This window comes from Dinghuibacter sp. (assembly GCF_035492835.1).
In the GTDB taxonomy this organism is placed as follows: domain Bacteria; phylum Bacteroidota; class Bacteroidia; order Chitinophagales; family Chitinophagaceae; genus Dinghuibacter.
Window position 1 is genome coordinate 1 of sequence record NZ_DATJIY010000015.1, and the last position, 17,496, is coordinate 17,496.

16 protein-coding genes and 1 tRNA gene are annotated in these 17,496 nt (G+C 58.3%); 11 read left to right on the forward strand and 6 right to left on the reverse strand.

The features are described 5' to 3' along the window. Positions 1-492 precede the first annotated feature (492 nt). A tRNA-Leu gene (locus VL547_RS01415) sits at positions 493-576 on the reverse strand. A gap of 29 nt (positions 577-605) precedes the next feature. Then, entirely contained in the window at positions 606-1,028 is a 423-nt protein-coding gene (locus tag VL547_RS01420) for a DoxX family protein (RefSeq protein WP_325574387.1), read from the reverse strand. Between the two features lie 83 nt (positions 1,029-1,111). Here VL547_RS01420 and VL547_RS01425 point away from each other — a divergent pair, with 83 nt between their 5' ends. Genes VL547_RS01425 through VL547_RS01435 form a run of 3 tightly spaced genes read left to right on the forward strand, consistent with a single transcriptional unit; the run spans position 1,112 to position 3,998 of the window. Next, positions 1,112-2,431: a gluconate:H+ symporter gene (locus VL547_RS01425; protein WP_325574389.1), complete on the forward strand. Its 1,320-nt coding sequence runs from the start codon at positions 1,112-1,114 to the stop codon at positions 2,429-2,431. Beyond that, a complete protein-coding gene (locus VL547_RS01430; protein WP_325574391.1) occupies positions 2,428-2,889 on the forward strand; it encodes a RidA family protein in 462 nt (153 codons plus the stop codon). Before VL547_RS01425 ends, VL547_RS01430 begins: the two co-directional genes overlap by 4 nt. Continuing rightward, positions 2,889-3,998, forward strand: a complete 1,110-nt coding sequence (locus tag VL547_RS01435; RefSeq protein ID WP_325574393.1) for a D-TA family PLP-dependent enzyme — start codon at positions 2,889-2,891, stop codon at positions 3,996-3,998. Before VL547_RS01430 ends, VL547_RS01435 begins: the two co-directional genes overlap by 1 nt. 51 nt (positions 3,999-4,049) lie before the next feature. Here the strand turns inward: VL547_RS01435 and VL547_RS01440 are convergent, their stop codons facing one another. Then, positions 4,050-5,282 (reverse strand): isocitrate dehydrogenase (NADP(+)), encoded by a 1,233-nt coding sequence (locus tag VL547_RS01440; RefSeq protein ID WP_325574395.1) that lies wholly within the window; start codon positions 5,280-5,282, stop codon positions 4,050-4,052. Positions 5,283-5,341: 59 nt separating this feature from the next. On the opposite strand from VL547_RS01440, the gene VL547_RS01445 reads away from it, so the two are divergent. Next, complete coding sequence (locus VL547_RS01445; protein ID WP_325574397.1) at positions 5,342-6,094, forward strand: GDSL-type esterase/lipase family protein; 753 nt, start codon at positions 5,342-5,344, stop codon at positions 6,092-6,094. Here the strand turns inward: VL547_RS01445 and VL547_RS01450 are convergent. Then, positions 6,091-7,974 (reverse strand): Nramp family divalent metal transporter, encoded by a 1,884-nt coding sequence (locus VL547_RS01450; RefSeq protein WP_325574399.1) that lies wholly within the window; start codon positions 7,972-7,974, stop codon positions 6,091-6,093. The genes VL547_RS01445 and VL547_RS01450 overlap by 4 nt on opposite strands. Beyond that, on the reverse strand, positions 7,964-8,641 hold the full coding sequence (locus VL547_RS01455; protein ID WP_325574401.1) for a metal-dependent transcriptional regulator: 678 nt from the start codon (positions 8,639-8,641) through the stop codon (positions 7,964-7,966). Before VL547_RS01455 ends, VL547_RS01450 begins: the two co-directional genes overlap by 11 nt. A gap of 126 nt (positions 8,642-8,767) precedes the next feature. Here VL547_RS01455 and VL547_RS01460 point away from each other — a divergent pair, with 126 nt between their 5' ends. From VL547_RS01460 to VL547_RS01475, 4 genes are all read left to right on the forward strand, one after another. Next, positions 8,768-9,736, forward strand: coding sequence for a hypothetical protein (locus tag VL547_RS01460; RefSeq protein ID WP_325574403.1), 969 nt, complete (start codon positions 8,768-8,770; stop codon positions 9,734-9,736). 65 nt (positions 9,737-9,801) lie between these two features. Then, positions 9,802-11,457, forward strand: a complete 1,656-nt coding sequence (glgP, locus tag VL547_RS01465; protein ID WP_325574405.1) for an alpha-glucan family phosphorylase — start codon at positions 9,802-9,804, stop codon at positions 11,455-11,457. Beyond that, a complete protein-coding gene (locus VL547_RS01470; RefSeq protein WP_325574407.1) occupies positions 11,458-11,901 on the forward strand; it encodes an acyl-CoA thioesterase in 444 nt (147 codons plus the stop codon). Then, positions 11,898-13,097, forward strand: coding sequence for an MFS transporter (locus VL547_RS01475; RefSeq protein WP_325574409.1), 1,200 nt, complete (start codon positions 11,898-11,900; stop codon positions 13,095-13,097). Before VL547_RS01470 ends, VL547_RS01475 begins: the two co-directional genes overlap by 4 nt. On the opposite strand, the gene VL547_RS01480 is transcribed toward VL547_RS01475, so the two are convergent. Beyond that, the gene (locus tag VL547_RS01480) at positions 13,033-14,238 is read right to left on the reverse strand and encodes a HAMP domain-containing sensor histidine kinase (protein WP_325574411.1); all 1,206 of its coding nucleotides are present in this window, start codon (positions 14,236-14,238) and stop codon (positions 13,033-13,035) included. The two genes, VL547_RS01475 and VL547_RS01480, sit on opposite strands and share 65 nt — an antisense overlap. Positions 14,239-14,279: 41 nt before the next feature. Here VL547_RS01480 and VL547_RS01485 point away from each other — a divergent pair, with 41 nt between their 5' ends. From VL547_RS01485 to VL547_RS01495, 3 genes are all read left to right on the forward strand, one after another. Next, complete coding sequence (locus tag VL547_RS01485) at positions 14,280-15,323, forward strand: glycosyltransferase family 2 protein (RefSeq protein ID WP_325574413.1); 1,044 nt, start codon at positions 14,280-14,282, stop codon at positions 15,321-15,323. Position 15,324: 1 nt separating this feature from the next. After that, a complete protein-coding gene (locus VL547_RS01490; RefSeq protein ID WP_325574415.1) occupies positions 15,325-15,543 on the forward strand; it encodes a hypothetical protein in 219 nt (72 codons plus the stop codon). 123 nt (positions 15,544-15,666) lie between these two features. Further along, a complete protein-coding gene (locus tag VL547_RS01495; protein WP_325574417.1) occupies positions 15,667-17,493 on the forward strand; it encodes a sodium:solute symporter family protein in 1,827 nt (608 codons plus the stop codon). Positions 17,494-17,496: the final 3 nt, after the last annotated feature.

Genomic DNA, 17,496 nt, shown 5'->3' on the forward strand with positions numbered 1-17,496 from the left:
TGGAGAAGCATTTCTTTTCGGTTTTTCTGAATGGCTTTTGCAAACTTGTGCGGCGGTATTTTAACGGGCGCCCCCTTTTTTTCATGGGATTTTTTGTTACAATAGCTTTCCTTTAATTTGATTCAAGCGCAGTGTCTTGACATCGCAACAGCGAAGTCCTATGCAACAACAGAACATAAAGGCATCTCGCACCTCCAGGTTGTCGATGACTTTCTTGTTGGCCGTGAGTACTTATCTGCTTTGAGAAATTCTTTGTTTTACTTCGAAGCTGTCGTTTTACAGATATTTAGTGCGGAAGAAGAGATTGCCTTCGGCGCTGCGCGCCTCCGGCGATCTCTAAGTGGGGGCGACCCGATCCGCACCGATCGACGCCCGGCCGCTGCGCGGCCTCAGTTTTGTCGCTTATTGCGCGTCCGCGAGCGAGCTCGCTCCCGCTCCATAAACGACAAAACCCCTGGCCAGGGGCCAGGGGCGTCGATCTATACAGATCAGTGCGGAAGAAGAGATTCGAACTCTCACGCCAGTTACGGCGCTACCACCTCAAAGTAGTGCGTCTACCAGTTTCGCCACCTCCGCAAGGGGCTGCAAATATAGGGAAAAAAAGATTACGAAAACCAATTTCTGTCGAGGGACCAGCGGCCGCCGCCTTTCAATAATAGATAGCACGTGCCGAGGAGCATGCACCAGTCGGTGCGGGCGGCGTGGAGCATGGGGAAGAGGCCCTGATCGACGAGGACGCGGCTCTGGATGGCCACGAGGGAGAAAATGGTAATGACCAATAAAGGAATCACTGCAAACCGGGTGAAAAGTCCGAGAAGGACGAGCACGGCGCAAATCACCTGGAGCACGCCGTCAAAATAAGCGGAAAAGTAGGGGAGGGGAAAACCGATGCTGAGGAACCGGCCGCCGCCGAGGATGGAAGGATAGATGAATTTTTGGAGACCTTCCGACAAGAAAATTCCTCCGACCATGAGTCGGATGAACAGGACGGAGCCGGTCTCTTCGGTAGCCAATATCCTTCTGATCATGGGGTAAGCGGGGTAAGCAATTAAAATGCCGAAAAGGTATAAAACAAAAATGACTTAACGAAAATTATCATAGTTTTAGAGCTATGCCTCTAATACTCTGTTTTATAGGCATCCTATGCCTGGTGTTGCTGATCGTTTGGTGTAAGCTTGACACTTTTATCTCCTTTATTGTCGTCAGCATCGGTTTGGGGTTGGCATGTGGATTGAACGTCACACAAATCGGGGGCGCGATCCAGAAGGGGATAGGCGGAATTCTCGGGTCGCTGGTAATCATTCTTGGTTTTGGAGCCATGTTGGGTAGGTTGGTCGCGGACAGCGGCGCGGCCCAGCAGATCATGGAATCGCTGATAAAGATTTCGGGCAAGCGATACATCCGTTGGGCGATGGCGCTGGCGGGGCTGGTCGTGGGTATCCCGCTTTTTTATAATGCCGGTTTCGTGGTGGTGATGCCGTTGATCGTCGCGGCGGGCGCGTCCACGGGTATCCCGCTGGTGTCGGTGGGTATGCCGATGCTTTCCGCCTTGTCGGTTGCGCATGGGTTTTTGCCGCCGCACCCTTCGCCCGCGACGATTTCGCAACAGCTCCACGCGGACATGGGCAAAACCCTGCTATACGGCCTGGTGGCGGCTGTCCCGTCGATCGCATTAGCCGGACCGGTATTTTCGAGGTTCCTGAAAAAGTATAAATCGACGCCCGATCCCGCGCTGCTGTCGGTCCAAAAAAAACAAAAAGATGAGCTTCCGGGTCTGGGCGTCAGCCTGATTACTGCATTGCTGCCGCTCGTGCTGCTCACGGCGACGACCGTCATGGATGCGGCCGGGACAAAACCGGGTACCCTCAAAACCGTCATTGCCTTTATCGGCGAGCCGAACATCGCCATGCTCCTATCGGTGCTTGTGGCAATCTACACACTGGGTCTGAGGCGCGGTCAAAAAATGACGCAGGTGATGAAGGCGTGCGAAGACGCGATCAAAGGCGTGGCGCCCATCCTGCTGGTGATCGCCGGGTCTGGGGTGTTCGTGGAAGTGATGCGGCAGGGAGGGATCACGGACAACATCGCAAGTCTGTTAAAAAACGCCACGGTCTCGCCCCTCATACTAGGCTGGGGCCTCGCCGCCCTGATCCGCGTATGCGTGGGTTCCGCGACGGTGGCCGGGCTCACGACAGCCGGGATCGTCTTACCTTTGCTGGCGCAACACCCCGGGGTGCCTCCCGAGCTGATGGTGCTGGCGATAGGGGCGGGGAGCCTCTTTTGCTCGCACGTAAACGACGGGGGCTTCTGGCTGTTCAAGAATTATTTCAACCTCACCGTTCGCGAAACCTTCCTTACCTGGTCGGTGATGGAGACGATTGTCTCGGTGGTGGGGTTGCTGGCCGTTTTACTATTAAACCTTATATTATGAGTCCGCAGGAACGTTTCGAAAAGACAGGATTGACCCTACCGCCGCCTCCAGCGCCTAAAGGCGTGTACAAACCCTTACTGGTGGTGGACAAGCTGGTGTATGTATCGGGCCATGGTCCGGTAAGGACGGATGGCACGTTGATCGTCGGCAAGGCCGGCGCGGAATTGGACAAAGACGAGGCAAAGGCGGCCGCCAAACAGGTTGGTCTGACCATCCTTTCCACGCTCATTACCGGCCTGGGTTCGCTGGATAAGATCAAAAGGGTCGTAAAAACATTGGGCATGGTCAACGCCGTGCCGCATTTTCACCCCCATCCTTACGTCATCAACGGTTGCAGCGAGCTCTTCGCGGAAGTCTGGGGCCCGGACCTGGGTGTCGGCGTCCGTAGCGCGGTGGGCATGGGTTCACTGCCGGAAAACATTACGGTGGAAATCGAAGTTATTTTTGAATTGGCATAATGGACAACTGGTTCACGATAGACCATCCTGAGAGGATCGATACCCCGGCCTTGTTAATTTACAAGGACCGTGTCGCGACGAATATCGATACCATGATCGCCGTGGCGGGGGACCCCGCCCGGCTGATTCCCCACGTCAAGACGCATAAAATGCGGGAGATCGTGGACATGCAGATTGCCAAAGGGGTCAGACGCTTTAAGTGCGCCACGGTCGCCGAGGCGGAGATGCTGGCGATGGCCGGCGCGTCCGGAGTGCTGATCGCGTATCAGCTGAATGGCCCGAAGATCGATCGATACCTGGAATTGGTGCGGAAGTATCCACGCATTGCGTGGTCCTCGCTCGTGGACAACCTCGCCTCGGCCCGGGCGATGTCCGAAGCCGCTGCGCAAAACCCCGGCGACCGCGCCTCCGTTTTCCTCGACATCGATAGCGGCATGCACCGCACAGGCATCGCCCCCGAAGCAGCGCTGGAGCTCGCGCGACAGCTAAAGACGCTGGGCAACATCCGCCTGCTTGGCCTCCACGCCTACGACGGCCACATCCGCGACGCGGACTTCGGGACCCGTGCAAACCGCTGTGAGGCCGCCATGGCCCCGGTCCGCGAGCTGGCGGAGCAACTAAAGGAAGAAGGTTTCGACGACCCCATCATCGTGGCCGGCGGCACGCCATCCTTCACGGTCCACGCCCGCCATAAAGACCTTTGGGTGAGCCCGGGAACGTGCGTCTTGTCCGACTATGGATATGGTGCGCAATTAAAGGAGCAGCACTTCCTGCCCGCGGCGGTACTGATGACTCGCGTGGTCTCCCGCCCCGGCCCTGGTTTGATCACCACGGACCTCGGCCACAAATCGGTTGCCGCGGAGAACCCGATCGACAAGCGGGTCTTTTTCCTGAACTTAAAAGACTACGAAGTCATTTCGCAAAGCGAGGAGCACCTGGTCGTACGGACGAAAGAGGGCCAGGAGCCCGAAATCGGCGCCGTGCTCTACGGCGTGCCGTACCACGTCTGCCCGTCGGTAGCCCTGCACGACGAAGCGCAAGTGATCGCGGATGGCAAATCAACGGGAATCTGGCCGATTGTCGCGCGAAAACGCCGCATCACGATATAAAAAAAAGGCCGCCCTGCTTGAGCGGCCTGCAATGTATTCGCGGGAAAAAAACTATTTCAGCTTCTTCTTCAGATTCTCATCGAGCGCCTCGAGGAACTCCTCCGTATACAGGTAGTGCTTCCCATGCTCCACGTTGTTCCCGTGGATACACACCGCGAGGTCCTTCGTCATCTTCCCGCTTTCGACGGTCTCGACGCAGACGGCTTCGAGGGCTTCGGCGAAATCGATCAGCGCCTTATTGTTGTCCAGCTTGCCGCGGAACGCGAGCCCGCGGGTCCAGGCGTAAATGGAGGCGATGGGATTGGTGGACGTGGGTTTGCCCTTCTGGTGGTCGCGGTAGTGGCGGGTGACGGTCCCGTGGGCGGCTTCGGCCTCCATGGTATGGCCGTCCGGGGTGATCAGCACCGAGGTCATCAGACCGAGGGAGCCGAAGCCCTGGGCGACGGTGTCGCTTTGTACGTCGCCGTCGTAGTTCTTACAGGCCCATACGAAGTTGCCGTGCCACTTGAGCGCGCTAGCGACCATGTCGTCGATGAGGCGGTGCTCGTAGGTCAGGCCCGCTGCGTCGAAGGCGGATTTGAATTCCTGCAAATAAATTTCCTCGAAGATGTCCTTGAAACGGCCGTCGTATTTCTTCAGGATGGTATTCTTGGTCGAGAAGTAGAGGGGCCACTTCTTTTGCAGGGCCATGTTGAAACAGGCGCGGGCAAAACCGCGGATGGACTCCTCGGTGTTGTACATCGCCAGGGCTACGCCGTCGCCCTTGAAATTGTACACTTCGTAGGATTGGGTCTCGCCGCCGTCTTCGGGCTGGAAGGTGATGGTGAGCTTGCCCTTGCCCTTGGTCACGAAATCGGTGGCGCGGTACTGGTCGCCAAAGGCGTGACGGCCGATACAGATCGGCGCGGTCCAGTTGGGGACGAGGCGGGGGATATTGCTGATGACGATGGGTTCGCGGAAAACCGTGCCGTCCAGGATGTTGCGGATGGTGCCGTTGGGGCTCTTCCACATTTGTTTCAGGTTGAACTCCTTTACGCGGGCCTCGTCGGGGGTGATCGTAGCGCACTTGATGCCGACGCCGTACTGCCTGATCGCGTTGGCGGCGTCGATGGTGACCTGGTCGTTGGTCTCGTCACGGTATTCGATGCCCAGGTCGTAGTACTTGATATCGATGTCCAGGTAGGGGAGTATAAGCTTGTCTTTGATCAGTTTCCAGATGATCCGGGTCATTTCGTCCCCGTCCAGTTCAACGACGGGATTTTTTACAGTAATTTTTTGTGCCATAGTGTTAAACTAGATTTTGATTCTGTACGTATGTATATCGGGCAGCTAAAGTAACGAATATGAGGCATTTCAGATGTAGAAAAGTTGGATGGACGGCCCTCCTGCTGGGGCTGGCCTGCGCCAAGAGCCCAGCCACACCCGGCGCTCCGCTACCGCCCGCGGACACCACGGCCACCACGAAGACCGATACGGCGACCGTGACGATCGTGGAGAAGTACCAAACGTACCTGGCCCTGGGGGACTCTTATACGATCGGCCAATCGGTGGGCGACAGCGACCGGTACCCGGTACAGGCGGTGAAAACACTAAAAACCCGGGGCGACACCGTCGAACCCCCGGAAATCATCGCCGTCACCGGCTGGACGACCGCCAACCTGTTGTATGCGCTGGCGCAAAGCCCGCCCAGGCTGAAGACCTATAGCCGGGTGACGCTGCTGATCGGCGTCAACAACCAATACCAGGGCGGCGCCCTGAGCACCTACCGGACTGAATTCACGCAGCTGCTGCAGATGGCGATACATTGGGCGGGGGACACCCCTGCGCACGTAGTCGTCCTGTCCATACCCGACTATGCGGATTCGCCATATGGTCAGACCCGGAGCGATACCGCGAGCATCAGCGCCCAGATCGACCAGTTCAACGCCGCCAATTACCAGATCAGCGTGCAATATGGCGTCAAATACCTGGATATTACGCCCTGGACGCGACAGGCAAAGGGTAACTCCGCGCTGTTTGCGTACGATGGCCTCCACTATTCCGGTGCGGAAATGGCCCTTTGGGCGCAAGGGCTGGTAAAGCTGTGGATCAACTAGACATTCACCACCAGCAACGGTATAGCGATCCCATGCCGCACCGCGTCGATCGTCGCCCCGTGGATGAAGTCCTGGAGGCCGGCGTGCCGGTGCGCCCCCATGACGAGCATGTCCGCTTTATACTCCTTGACCAGCCGCACGATTTCGTTGACCCGGTTCCGGTAGCCCAGCAACCCCTGGACGCGGTAGCCCCGGGTGCGCAGGAAGTCCACGTACACGGCCATCCGGCGCTCGTCCTCCTTGCTTTCCTCGTCGAAGGTATGCGCGCCGAGCATGCGCGCGGAAGCGCTTTCTACGATATGGATCAGGATAAATTCGGTGTGCGGCCCCGCCTGGCCGAGGGCGTGGCTGATGATCCTCATGTCCGAGCCGCTGAATTCCAGGGCGATGGAAATAGTCTGGTAATGCGGGATGTCGAGCGTCAGCTCCGGCTGAATGTCGCCGTGGATGCGCGGCAGGTTCTGCATCCGGTACCGGAGCCGCAGCGGCAGGTAGACGGTGTAGGCCAGCAGGAAAAGGTAACCGGCGATCCCCACCACGATCAGGGCCTTCCAGCCAAAGGGCGCCCCGGAATGGAAATAGTCGGTTACCAGCCCGAATACCATCGCGAGGTTGAGGTAGAGCAGCACGGCCGCGACCACCCAGGCGAACAGCTGCGTCCGGCGACGGATCGCGAACGGACCCATGCTGGCCCTGTCGCTGACGAAGTGGATCAGCGGTATCACCGCAAAACCCAGCTGCAGGCTGAGGATGACCTGGCTCAGGACGATCAGCTGGTTGATCTCCTGGTCGCCGTATATCCAAAGCACCACCAGCGCCGGCACGATGGCCACCAGCCGGGTGAGCAGCCGCCGGAGCCACGGGTTTATCCGCAGCCGCAGGTACCCTTCCATCACGATCTGGCCCGCCAGCGTACCGGTAACGGTAGAGCTTTGGCCTGAGGCGATCAGCGCGATCGCGAAAAGCAGCGGCGCCAGCTTGGTCCCCAGGAGGGGCGCCAGTAGCTTATACGCCTGTTGTATTTCTCCCACGTCCGTACGGCCGGTCTTAAAAAAGGCGGTGGCGGCCAGCACCAGGATGGCGGCGTTGACCAGGAACGCCAGGTTCAGGGCGATGGTCGAATCCCACATGTTCCACTTCAGCGCCTGTTTCACGCCGGGGATGTCGCGCGCGAACTTGCGCGTCTGTACCAGGGCGGAGTGGAGGTACAGGTTGTGCGGCATGACGGTGGCGCCGACGATCCCCACGGCGATATACAGCGCTTCGTGGTTGGGGAGGCGCGGGATAAAGCCGGTAAGGACCTCGCCGACGCGCGGACGGACCATCAGTATCTCGACGAGGAAGGAAACGCCGATGACCGCGATGAGCGCCAGGATAAAGGCTTCCAATTTACGCATCCCCAAACGCTGCAACAGCAGGAAAAGGAAGGTATCGAGGACCGTTAGCGCGACGCCGCCGAGCAGCGGCAGACCCGTCAGCAGATTTATCCCGATGGCCATTCCCAGCACTTCGGCCAGGTCGCAGGCCGCGATGGCGACCTCCGCCAGCAGGTATAGCACCAGGTTGACCGAACGCGGGTAGACTTCGCGGTTGGCCTGTGCCAGGTCGCGTCCCCGGACAATACCGAGCCGCGCGCTCAACCCCTGGAGCAACAAGGCGATGACGTTGCTCAGCAACAGCACCCATATCAGCGTGTAACCGAACTGGCTGCCGCCGGCCAGGTCGGTGGCCCAGTTCCCGGGGTCCATATAACCGACGCTCACCAGGTAGGCTGGCCCGAAAAAGGCGAATACCCGCTTCCACGAGCGCCCCTTTTCCGAAATGTTTACGCTGGCGTGGACGTTCGACAGCGAAGCGTCTTCATGTATCTTATTGATCATACGTAACAAACAGGTTTTGAGCCATGACGCGGCTGATGACGAACAGGGGTTTATTCCGGATCTTGATCTCGGCCGACCCGTCGAACTCGAAACGGCGTTTGACCTCCAGACGGGTACCGATGCGGATGTTCAGGTGGCTGAGCATTTCCAGCATGCCGGAGGATTGGTTGCCCACGCTGCAGACGGTGGCCCCCGTGTTCGGCGGCAGGTCGTCGAGGCTGATCCTGGGCTGTACCTTCATCCGGCCCTGGGCGTCGGGGATGGGATCGCCGTGGGGGTCGGTCTCGGGATAACCCAGGTAGGCATCCAGCTTTTCGATCAACCGCTGGTTGGAGACGTGCTCGAGGTGCTCGGCGATGTCGTGCACCTCATCCCAGCCCATCCCCAGTTTCTCCACCAGGAAGTACTCCCATAGCCGGTGCCGGCGCACGATGCCCAGCGCGGTTTTTTTGCCCTCCGCGCTCAGCTTGAACTCCTGGTAGGGCTCGTAGTTGAGCAGCTTTTTGGCCTTGAGCTTCTTAAGCATGTCCGTCACCGAAGCGGGTTTTGTCTTCAGGTCCTGAGCCACCGCATTGGTGTTGACCTGACCCGTCTCCTGCTGGAGCCTGAAAATCGACTTGAGGTAGTCTTCCTCGGCCTTGGACAGCGTAATGGTGGACAGCGTCATGGTTAAAAAATATTTTAGACAAAGCTAAAAAATAACTTTGGCAATGCCAAACCGGGGAACCGCAAAAACCGGCGCCGCCGCTGCGCAATTCTCCCTATCTTAGCTACCCCAATAACCAACCATTCTATGCGTGTTCGTTTTCTTTTTTGCCTGATTGCCCTTGGTGCGCTGGCCGGTTGCGGCGGCAAAAAGAATACGTCGGAGAAGGAGGAAAAACCCGTAACCGTGGACGACTTCCTGAAAGCTTTTCCGCCGATAAAGGTCCCTTATGTATTCAGCGATTCGACGCTCGTCAGGAAATCCCCGGATTCCCTTCACCTGCGTCTTTCCGCCTGGAAACAACTGGTCCCCGACAGCGTGTACAACCGGTATTTCAAGGGGCAGGAAGGCCTGCGGCTGTACGCCGTGGGAAAGATACTGGACAAGGACAAGCGGAAGTATGCGCTTATCAAGGCCGTCAGCGCGTCGGGACGCACGGGCTACCTGTTCTACTTCGACAAGGCCGATAAGTACGGGGGCGGTATGCGGCTGGTGGAGGCCGACGACGACAACCGGACGCGCTCCTACGGCAAGCTCGACAACCGGCTGAACGTCTCCCTGGTCACGGAGACCCGCAAATCGGCCGGTTTTACGGCCGTCAGCGAAAGCATTTATGGGATATCGGACGAGGGCGGTTTTTCGCTCATCATGACCAATTCCAATGAAGAATCCTCCGACCGGAAAGTGTACAACCCCATCGATACGTTGCCCCGGCGCTTCCGCTGGTCGGGTGACTATGGCGCGGGCAAGAACAACGTCATCTCGCTGAGGGACGGCGTTACGCCCCGGGAGTACCGCTTTTTTATCCACTTCATCAACACGGACGGCGAAACGCCCTGTAAGGGGGAACTGCGCGGCGTGGCGGAAGTGACGGCCGACGGCGGGCTCAAATACACCGATCGCGCCGGCGGCCCCTGCGGGATCGCGTTCACCATCGATGGGAACGAACTAACTATTAGAGAAGTGGGTGGATGCGGCGCCTACCGGGACGCGACCTGTTTCTTCGAGGGAAACTACGTTAAGAAAAAAGCACCTAAACCGAAGAAGCGAAAATAAATTTTATCTTCGGGCCATCGAATAGCGGCTGAGCCGCGACTTTCAACGTAAAACGCAGTAGCATTATGAGTTTTTCGAATTTCACCGTACCCTATGCCATAGACGAACGTTATAGCAAAAAGATCGCGTACTTCTCCATGGAGTTCGCCATCCATCAACCGTTGAAGATCTATAGCGGTGGTTTGGGGTTTCTGGCTGGTTCGCATCTCCGGGCGGCGTATGACCTCCGTCAGAATATGATAGCGATCGGTATCCTTTGGAAATATGGATATTATGATCAGGCCCGTAACCAGGACCAGACGCTCCAGGTACAGTGGAACGAAAAGCTGTACAGCTTCCTGGAGGACACCGGTATCAAATACCAAATCGTCATCCACGACGCCCCGGTTTGGGTAAAGGTGTGGTACCTGAACCCCGAAACCTTCGGGTCGGCGCCTCTCTTCCTGCTCTCGACCGACGTGCCGGAGAACGACTATGTTTCCCAGACCATTACGCATAGGCTGTATGACGCCAACGTGGCGACCAAGGTGGCCCAGTTCATCCTGCTCGGGATCGGCGGCGCCCGCCTGGTGGACGAGCTGGGCTTCAACCCCGACCTCTATCACCTGAACGAAGCCCATGGCGTTTCCTCCGTTTTCTATCTTTTCAGGAAATACGGCAGCAAGGAGGAGGTCCAAAAGCGGCTGGTGTTCACCACCCACACGCCCGAAGAGGCGGGGAACGAGAAACACGACCTCCAGCTGTGCTATAAGATGAGCTACTTCGACGGCCTGCCGCTCGACGAGGTCCGGGAATTATGCGGCATACACGGTGACGAGCCCTTCAACCACTCCCTGACGGCCTTGCGTTTCGCACACCTGGCCAACGGCGTTTCCCAGCTACACGGTGAGGTGGCCCGGCACATGTGGAGCAAATACGAGGGTATTTGTCCCATCATCGCCATTACCAACGCCCAGAACTGGCGGTACTGGGCGGACAAGCACCTGTACCGTTTCGCGGACGAAAACGACGACGCCCGCTTCGACGACCGCAAACGCTTCCTGAAAAAGCGGTCGTTCGACCTGGTCGCCGACCAGACGGGCAAGTGGTACGACCCAGATATACTTACGATCGTTTGGGCGCGGCGGTTCGCCGGGTACAAACGGGCCGAGCTCCTGACCCGCGACCTGCGCCGGTTCGAGGCGCTCATGAACCACCCCAAGCACCCCGTCCAGTTCATCTGGGCCGGGAAGCCCTATCCCGTGGACTATCCGGCGATCAGCGATTTCAACAACCTGGTGCACCTGAGCAAGAACTATAAACGGATGGCAGTGGTCATCGGGTATGAGCTGACGGTCTCGAAGCGACTCAAGCAGGCGGCCGACGTCTGGTTGAACAATCCCCGCGTGCCACGGGAAGCCTCCGGCACCAGCGGCATGACGGCCGCCATGAACGGAGCGGTCAACCTGTCCACCAACGACGGCTGGATACCCGAGTTCATCAACAACGGCAACAACGGCTTCGTGGTGCCACCCCAGGACTATGTGAACATGAACGTACAGGACCAGGACGAATACGACCTGCACCAGCTGTATGACATCCTGGAAAACCAGATCATACCCCTGTACTACGAGCAAAAAGATACGTGGAGACAGATCATCAGGAACGGGATGAACGATGTACGCTTCCAGTTCGACGCGAGCCGCATGGCCCACGAGTATTACGAGAAATTGTACGTGTAAATGTCAGCATACCAGCAGGCGGTGGAAGTCCGCTGGTCCGACCTGGACCCCAACTTCCACCTGAGACATTCGGTCTACTATGACTGGGGAGCATACGTCCGTCTTTCTTACCTGAACGGAGAAGGCATCACCCCCATGTTCCTGCTGCAGCACCAGGTTGGCCCCATCCTCTTCCGGGAAGAATGCGTATTCAAACGCGAGGTGGTCTTTGGCGACAAGGTCGACCTGAATATACAGCTCCTGAAAAGCCGCCGGGACGCCTCCCGCTGGACGATGCGTCACGAGGTTTGGAAGAACGGGGATACGCTCGCCGCGGTGATTACCATCGACGGCGCGTGGCTGGACACGGCTAAACGTAAGCTGGCGATACCCCCGAAAGAAATCCTGGACCTCTACGAACGCTTCCCCAAGTCCGAAGGCTTCGTATGGGAGGAAGTTCCGTGACACTCATAACACGGCTGTATCGCGACGCGTACAGCGGTTTGTCACGCCCCATCTGGATACAGGCCGTCATCATGCTCATCAACCGGGCGGGTACGATGGTCATCCCCTTTCTCACGGTTTACCTGACGAGCGCCCTCCACTTCAGCATCGCCCAGGCGGGGATCGTGCTGTCCGTTTTCGGGTTGGGCGCCATCGTCGGCGTATACCTCGGTGGTAAGCTGACCGATTCGATCGGTTTTTTCCCCGTCCAGTTCTGGTCCTTGCTCGTAAACGGCGTTTTCTTCATCGTCCTTTGCTACCTCCGGGGTTTCTGGACCATCTGCGGTTGCATCTTCGTCCTGGCCTCCATCGGCGAAGCCTTTCGCCCGGCCAACGCCGCCGCCACCGCGTATTACAGTCAACCGGAGAACCGCACCCGTTCCTATTCCCTCAACCGGCTGGCCGTCAACCTGGGGTTTGCCGTGGGGCCGGCGCTGGGAGGGTTGCTGGCGGGGATCAGCTTCAACTGGCTTTTCTGGACCGACGGGCTGACCTGTATCGCGGCGGCGATCGCGCTGCGCCTGATGTTGAAGCCTGCGAGCCGCGGCGAAGAAGCGATAAAAGTTAAAGCGCCGACGGTCGCCTACCGCGACGGCACCTTCCTGAAATTCGTCGCCCTCGTCTGGCTGTTCGCCCTGACATTTTTCCAGGTCTTTTCCGTCATCCCCCTCTACTACCAGCACGTCCTCGGCCTCACCGAAAGCCAGATCGGCCTGGTCTTGTCGATGAACGGTCTCATCATCGCCCTTGTCGAAATGGTCCTGGTGTACCGGTTGGAAAACAAGGGTAAGGACACGCTTTATATCGGCTACGGCATACTGTTGAATGCGGGGGGGTACCTCGTTCTTGCGCTCTGCGGCCCCTATGGCCTCGTTGCCGTGGCGTCCATGCTGCTGCTGACCGTTGCCGAAATGATGACGATGCCCTTTTTCAACGCCTATTGGGCTCACCGGTCGACACCCCAGACAAGGGGACAGTACGCCGCCCTTTACGGCATCGCCTTTTCCGCAGCCCAGGTCGTGGGGCCTGCCGCCGGCGCGCAAGTCGCCGATTTCCTCGGATTCAAATGGCTCTGGCCGATGTTGATCGCGCTCAACGTGGCGACCTGGCTGGGTTTCCGGCGCCTGGGTCGCGCTGACGCGCAGCCGGTCGTTTGAGCACGATCCGGAACGCCGTCCCGCGACCGGGCTCGCTCCATTTGACGTTGAGCGAGCCGTGGTGGTATTGCTCGATGATGCGGCGCGCCAGGGAAAGCCCCAGACCCCACCCGCGTTTCTTGGTGGTGAACCCGGGCTTGAAGACTTTCTGGAGGTCGCGCGACTGGATACCCTTCCCGCTATCGGTCACGTCCACCGTCACATAGGACGGATGGTTGTGCACATCCACGACGATCATGCCTTTGCCTTCCATGGCGTCCAGGGCGTTTTTTAGCAGGTTCTCCATCACCCAGTCGAAGAGGGGGCCGCTGAGGTCGGCCATCACGGGCGTGTGGCCATGGACGTTCAAAACGAACTGGACCTTACCGGTAGCGCGTTTGCGCATATAGTCGATCATCGACTGGACCTGGACGACCAGGTCGCGCGGCTCCAGTTTCGGTGTGGAGCCGATCTTCGAAAAACGGTCGGAGACCAGGCGGAGCCGGGCCACGTCCCGTTCGAGGTCGGGGAGGATGGCCGCGGGCGCCTGGCCGTCCTTGAGCAGCTCCACCCAGGCCTCCAACGAGGACACGGGCGTGCCCAGCTGGTGCGCGGTTTCTTTTGCCATCCCTGCCCAAACCTGGTTTTGCGAAGACTTATACCGGGTATTCAGCGAAACGATGGTGATGATCAGGAAAAGGGCGATGATGGTGAGCTGTACGATGGGGTAGTAGCGGATTTCCTTTTGTAACAACGATTCCCCATAGTACACCCGGTTGTATATGTAGGGCACCTTGCTTTGCTCCCAGATGATGGGGTCGTGCAGGGTGCGGAAGTGGGTCAGCTCCCTGACCAAATAACCGCCGTTACGCAGGACCCGGGTGCTATCCAGGTTCCGCCAGTCCACGATCGAGTCCCGCTCGTCGGTGGCGATGATGGGGATATCGAGGTTGTGCGACGAGATACCGGCTGCCAGGTTGATCGCTTCCCGGTCGTTGGTCTTGGCCAGGACGCGGTTGGCTTCCACCCATTGCTCGACCTTTTGCCTTTCTTCGTCCGCCAGCTTCCGGCTGAGGTAGTCCGAATAGATGACACTACCGGTGACGATACCGATGGCAATAATGCTGAGCAGGGTACGCCAGTTAAATAAGGCCCTTATCATAGGGCTAAAATACTTTATTTTTGAGGCCATTAAATCTAAAAATGCCTTCTGTCGCAGTAGTTATCCTCAACTGGAACGGCCGGTCGTACCTTGAACAGTTTCTGCCCAGCGTGCTCGCCTCCGCGGGCGCAGGTGTGGAAGTCATCCTGGCCGACAACGCTTCGACGGACGACTCGGTGGCCTTCGTCGAAGGCGCCTTCCCAACGGTGCGGGTTATCCGTAACAAGGTCAACGGGGGATACGCGCAAGGGTATAACGAGGCGCTTACCCGTGTGCAGGCGGACTATTACGTCCTCCTGAACTCCGACGTGGAAGTGACCCCGGGCTGGCTGGAGCCCATGCTCGACCTGATGGAATCGGACCCGGGGATCGGCGCTTGCCAACCCAAGCTGCTGGCCTACAACGAGCGTCATACCTTCGAATACGCGGGGGCTGCGGGCGGATGGCTGGACGTGCTGGGGTACCCCTTTGCCCGGGGACGGATCTTCGAATTCTGCGAAATAGACCATGGACAATACGATACGACGGCCCCCATCTCCTGGGCTTCCGGGGCCGCGCTCCTGATACGCGCCTCGGTCTATCACGAGGCGGGTGGTCTCGACCCCTATTTTTTCGCCCACCAGGAAGAGATCGACCTTTGCTGGCGGCTCCAGGCGGCCGGGTACCGGTTGTATGCGGTCCCCGCCTCCGTTGTCTATCACGTGGGCGGCGGGACCCTCCCTAAGGGTAACCGTCGCAAGGTGATGCTCAACTTCCGGAACAACCTCCTGCTCCTGCTCAAGAACATGCCCCTGGGCCGTTTGTGTTGGGTGTTCCCGCTCAGGTACGCCCTGGACGTCGTGGCGGCTTACCGGGAGCTGGCCAAGGGGAACGTGATCTATTGGAAGGCCATCCTGCAGGCCCACGCGGAGGTATGGGCGTGGGTGTTCTCCCGCTCCAAACCGGGCGCCTGGCCCGTGCGAAGGGTCATGCCGGCCGATGGGATGTACCGGGGCAGCGTGGTTTGGGAATATTTTGTCAGGGGGATAAAGACCTTTGACAAGATTATGCAAAAAGACCTATCTTCGCCGGGTAAAACAGCCTAATATGTCTCAGGAACATGCTACCGCAGAAGTAATAGAAACCAAACAGAAGGATTTCGCGTACAGCTGGCCCAGCTCTTCCCGTTTCCTGTTCTATGTGAACGTCGCCGTCATCCTCGGCCTCTTCCTGGCCATGTGTTATGGGTTATACGTCCACCGTTACCAGGGCAAGCCCGAGGTCGAAGTTCCCGGGAACACGCTGTACAACCCCGTGTATAAATAATGAGCCGAAAAGATATAAAAGCCCGGAGTGTCCCTCCGGGCTTTGTTTTTTCACAAAAAAGACAAAATACTATTAGTTAGAAGGCCCCTCCCCCCCTTAGATTTGACATAGAATTGCTGCTGTATGAGATTGCAACTGGTGGATGTGTTGATCATCCTCTTTTACCTGACTGCCGTCATCCTGCTTGGACTTATCCTCAAGAAGAGGGCGCAAAAAGACAAGACGGCCTATATGCTGGCAGGCAAAAAGCTGCCCTGGTATATGCTCGGCATGTCGAATGCGTCCGATATGTTCGACATCTCGGGGACGATGTGGATGGTCACCCTGTCTTTCGTCTACGGCCTCAAAAGCATCTGGATCCCCTGGCTGTGGCCCGTTTTCAACCAGATATTCATGATGATGTATCTCTCGGTCTGGCTGCGCCGTTCGGGCGTGACCACGGGGGCGGAGTGGATCGGGACCCGTTTTGGGACCGGCAGGGGTGTGCGTTCTTCCCATACCATCGTGGTGATTTTCGCCTTGCTCAGCTGTCTGGGTTTTATGGCCTATGGCTTCGTGGGCCTCGGGAAATTCGTGGAGATATTCATCCCCTTCAGGGTCATCGCGCCGTACCTCCCCTTCACCGTGCCCGCGGCCTATGTGCCGCACTTCTACGGAATCATCTTTACGTCCTTCGCGGTGTTCTACGCCATCCTTGGCGGGATGACGAGCATCGTCATCGGGGACGTGCTCAAGTACGCCATCATGAGCGTGGCGGCCGTCGTGATCGCCATCATCGCCATGAAAAACCTGTCGGGTCACCGGCTCAACGTTCCCGCGGGCTGGTATGACCCCTTCTTCCACTGGCGTCTCGACGACCTCGACTGGAAGGGGAAGATCGCGGAGGTGAACGACAAGATCCGCAGCGACGGCTATTCGCTCTTCGGGCTCTTTTTCTCCCTCATGCTTTTCAAGGGCATACTGGCCAGTCTCGCCGGTCCCGCGCCGAATTACGACATGCAAAAGATCCTTTCCACCCGGTCGCCCACCGACGCAGCAAAGATGAGCGGCCTGGTGTCGGTGCTCCTGCTCCCCATCCGCTATGCCATGATTATCGGCTTCGTCGTCCTGGGGCTGCTCCACTACGACCAGCTCGACCTGCATTCGTCCGGCGGGATCGACTTTGAAAAGATATTACCCTCCGCCATCCTTTCGTTCGTACCCGTGGGGTTGATGGGGTTGCTGCTGGCGGGGCTGCTGGCGGCCTTTATGGGCACCTTCGCGGGCACCCTCAACGCCGCCCAGGCCTATATCGTCAACGACATTTACCTGAAATATGTGTCCCCCGACGCGAGCAACCGCACCATCAGCCGCATGAATTACGCCAGCGGGTTACTGGTGGCGGTGGTCGGCATCGTACTCGGGCTTTTCGTACAGGACGTGAACAGCATCCTGCAGTGGATCGTTTCGGCCTTGTACGGCGGATACGTAGCAGCCAACGTGCTCAAGTGGCATTGGTGGCGCTTCAACGCCAGCGGCTTTTTCTGGGGGATGCTGGCGGGGATCGTCCCGGCGCTGATATTCCCCTATGTGTTTGGCGATACCCTCAGCCTGTACTGGTTCCCATTGCTGTTCGTCATTTCGCTGGGTGGCTGCGTGGCGGGCTCGCTGCTGACGCCGCCCACCGAAACCGAGACCCTGAAGCGGTTCTACCGCACCGTCAGACCCTGGGGGATGTGGGCCCCCATCCACGCGCTGGTCGTCGCGGAGGACCCGGACTTCCGGGCCAACGGACGTTTTGGCCGCGACATGTTCAACGTGGCGCTGGGGATCATCGGGCAGTTGTGTCTTACGATATTGCCGATGTATGTGGTGTTGATGATGAAGGGGCCGCTGGCCGTCACCGTTGCTTTGCTCGTGGTCATCGCCCTGATCCTGAAACGGACCTGGTATGACAAGCTCGAAGACTAGGCC

Bases quoted from the DNA above. Each gene is read 5' to 3' on its own strand.
- VL547_RS01420 (WP_325574387.1), bottom strand. From the start codon at position 1,028: ATGATCAGAAGGATATTGGCTACCGAAGAGACCGGCTCCGTCCTGTTC.
- VL547_RS01425 (WP_325574389.1), top strand. From the start codon at position 1,112: ATGCCTCTAATACTCTGTTTTATAGGCATCCTATGCCTGGTGTTGCTG.
- VL547_RS01430 (WP_325574391.1), top strand. From the start codon at position 2,428: ATGAGTCCGCAGGAACGTTTCGAAAAGACAGGATTGACCCTACCGCCG.
- VL547_RS01435 (WP_325574393.1), top strand. From the start codon at position 2,889: ATGGACAACTGGTTCACGATAGACCATCCTGAGAGGATCGATACCCCG.
- VL547_RS01440 (WP_325574395.1), bottom strand. From the start codon at position 5,282: ATGGCACAAAAAATTACTGTAAAAAATCCCGTCGTTGAACTGGACGGG.
- VL547_RS01445 (WP_325574397.1), top strand. From the start codon at position 5,342: ATGAGGCATTTCAGATGTAGAAAAGTTGGATGGACGGCCCTCCTGCTG.
- VL547_RS01450 (WP_325574399.1), bottom strand. From the start codon at position 7,974: ATGATCAATAAGATACATGAAGACGCTTCGCTGTCGAACGTCCACGCC.
- VL547_RS01455 (WP_325574401.1), bottom strand. From the start codon at position 8,641: ATGACGCTGTCCACCATTACGCTGTCCAAGGCCGAGGAAGACTACCTC.
- VL547_RS01460 (WP_325574403.1), top strand. From the start codon at position 8,768: ATGCGTGTTCGTTTTCTTTTTTGCCTGATTGCCCTTGGTGCGCTGGCC.
- glgP (WP_325574405.1), top strand. From the start codon at position 9,802: ATGAGTTTTTCGAATTTCACCGTACCCTATGCCATAGACGAACGTTAT.
- VL547_RS01470 (WP_325574407.1), top strand. From the start codon at position 11,458: ATGTCAGCATACCAGCAGGCGGTGGAAGTCCGCTGGTCCGACCTGGAC.
- VL547_RS01480 (WP_325574411.1), bottom strand. From the start codon at position 14,238: ATGATAAGGGCCTTATTTAACTGGCGTACCCTGCTCAGCATTATTGCC.
- VL547_RS01485 (WP_325574413.1), top strand. From the start codon at position 14,280: ATGCCTTCTGTCGCAGTAGTTATCCTCAACTGGAACGGCCGGTCGTAC.
- VL547_RS01490 (WP_325574415.1), top strand. From the start codon at position 15,325: ATGTCTCAGGAACATGCTACCGCAGAAGTAATAGAAACCAAACAGAAG.
- VL547_RS01495 (WP_325574417.1), top strand. From the start codon at position 15,667: ATGAGATTGCAACTGGTGGATGTGTTGATCATCCTCTTTTACCTGACT.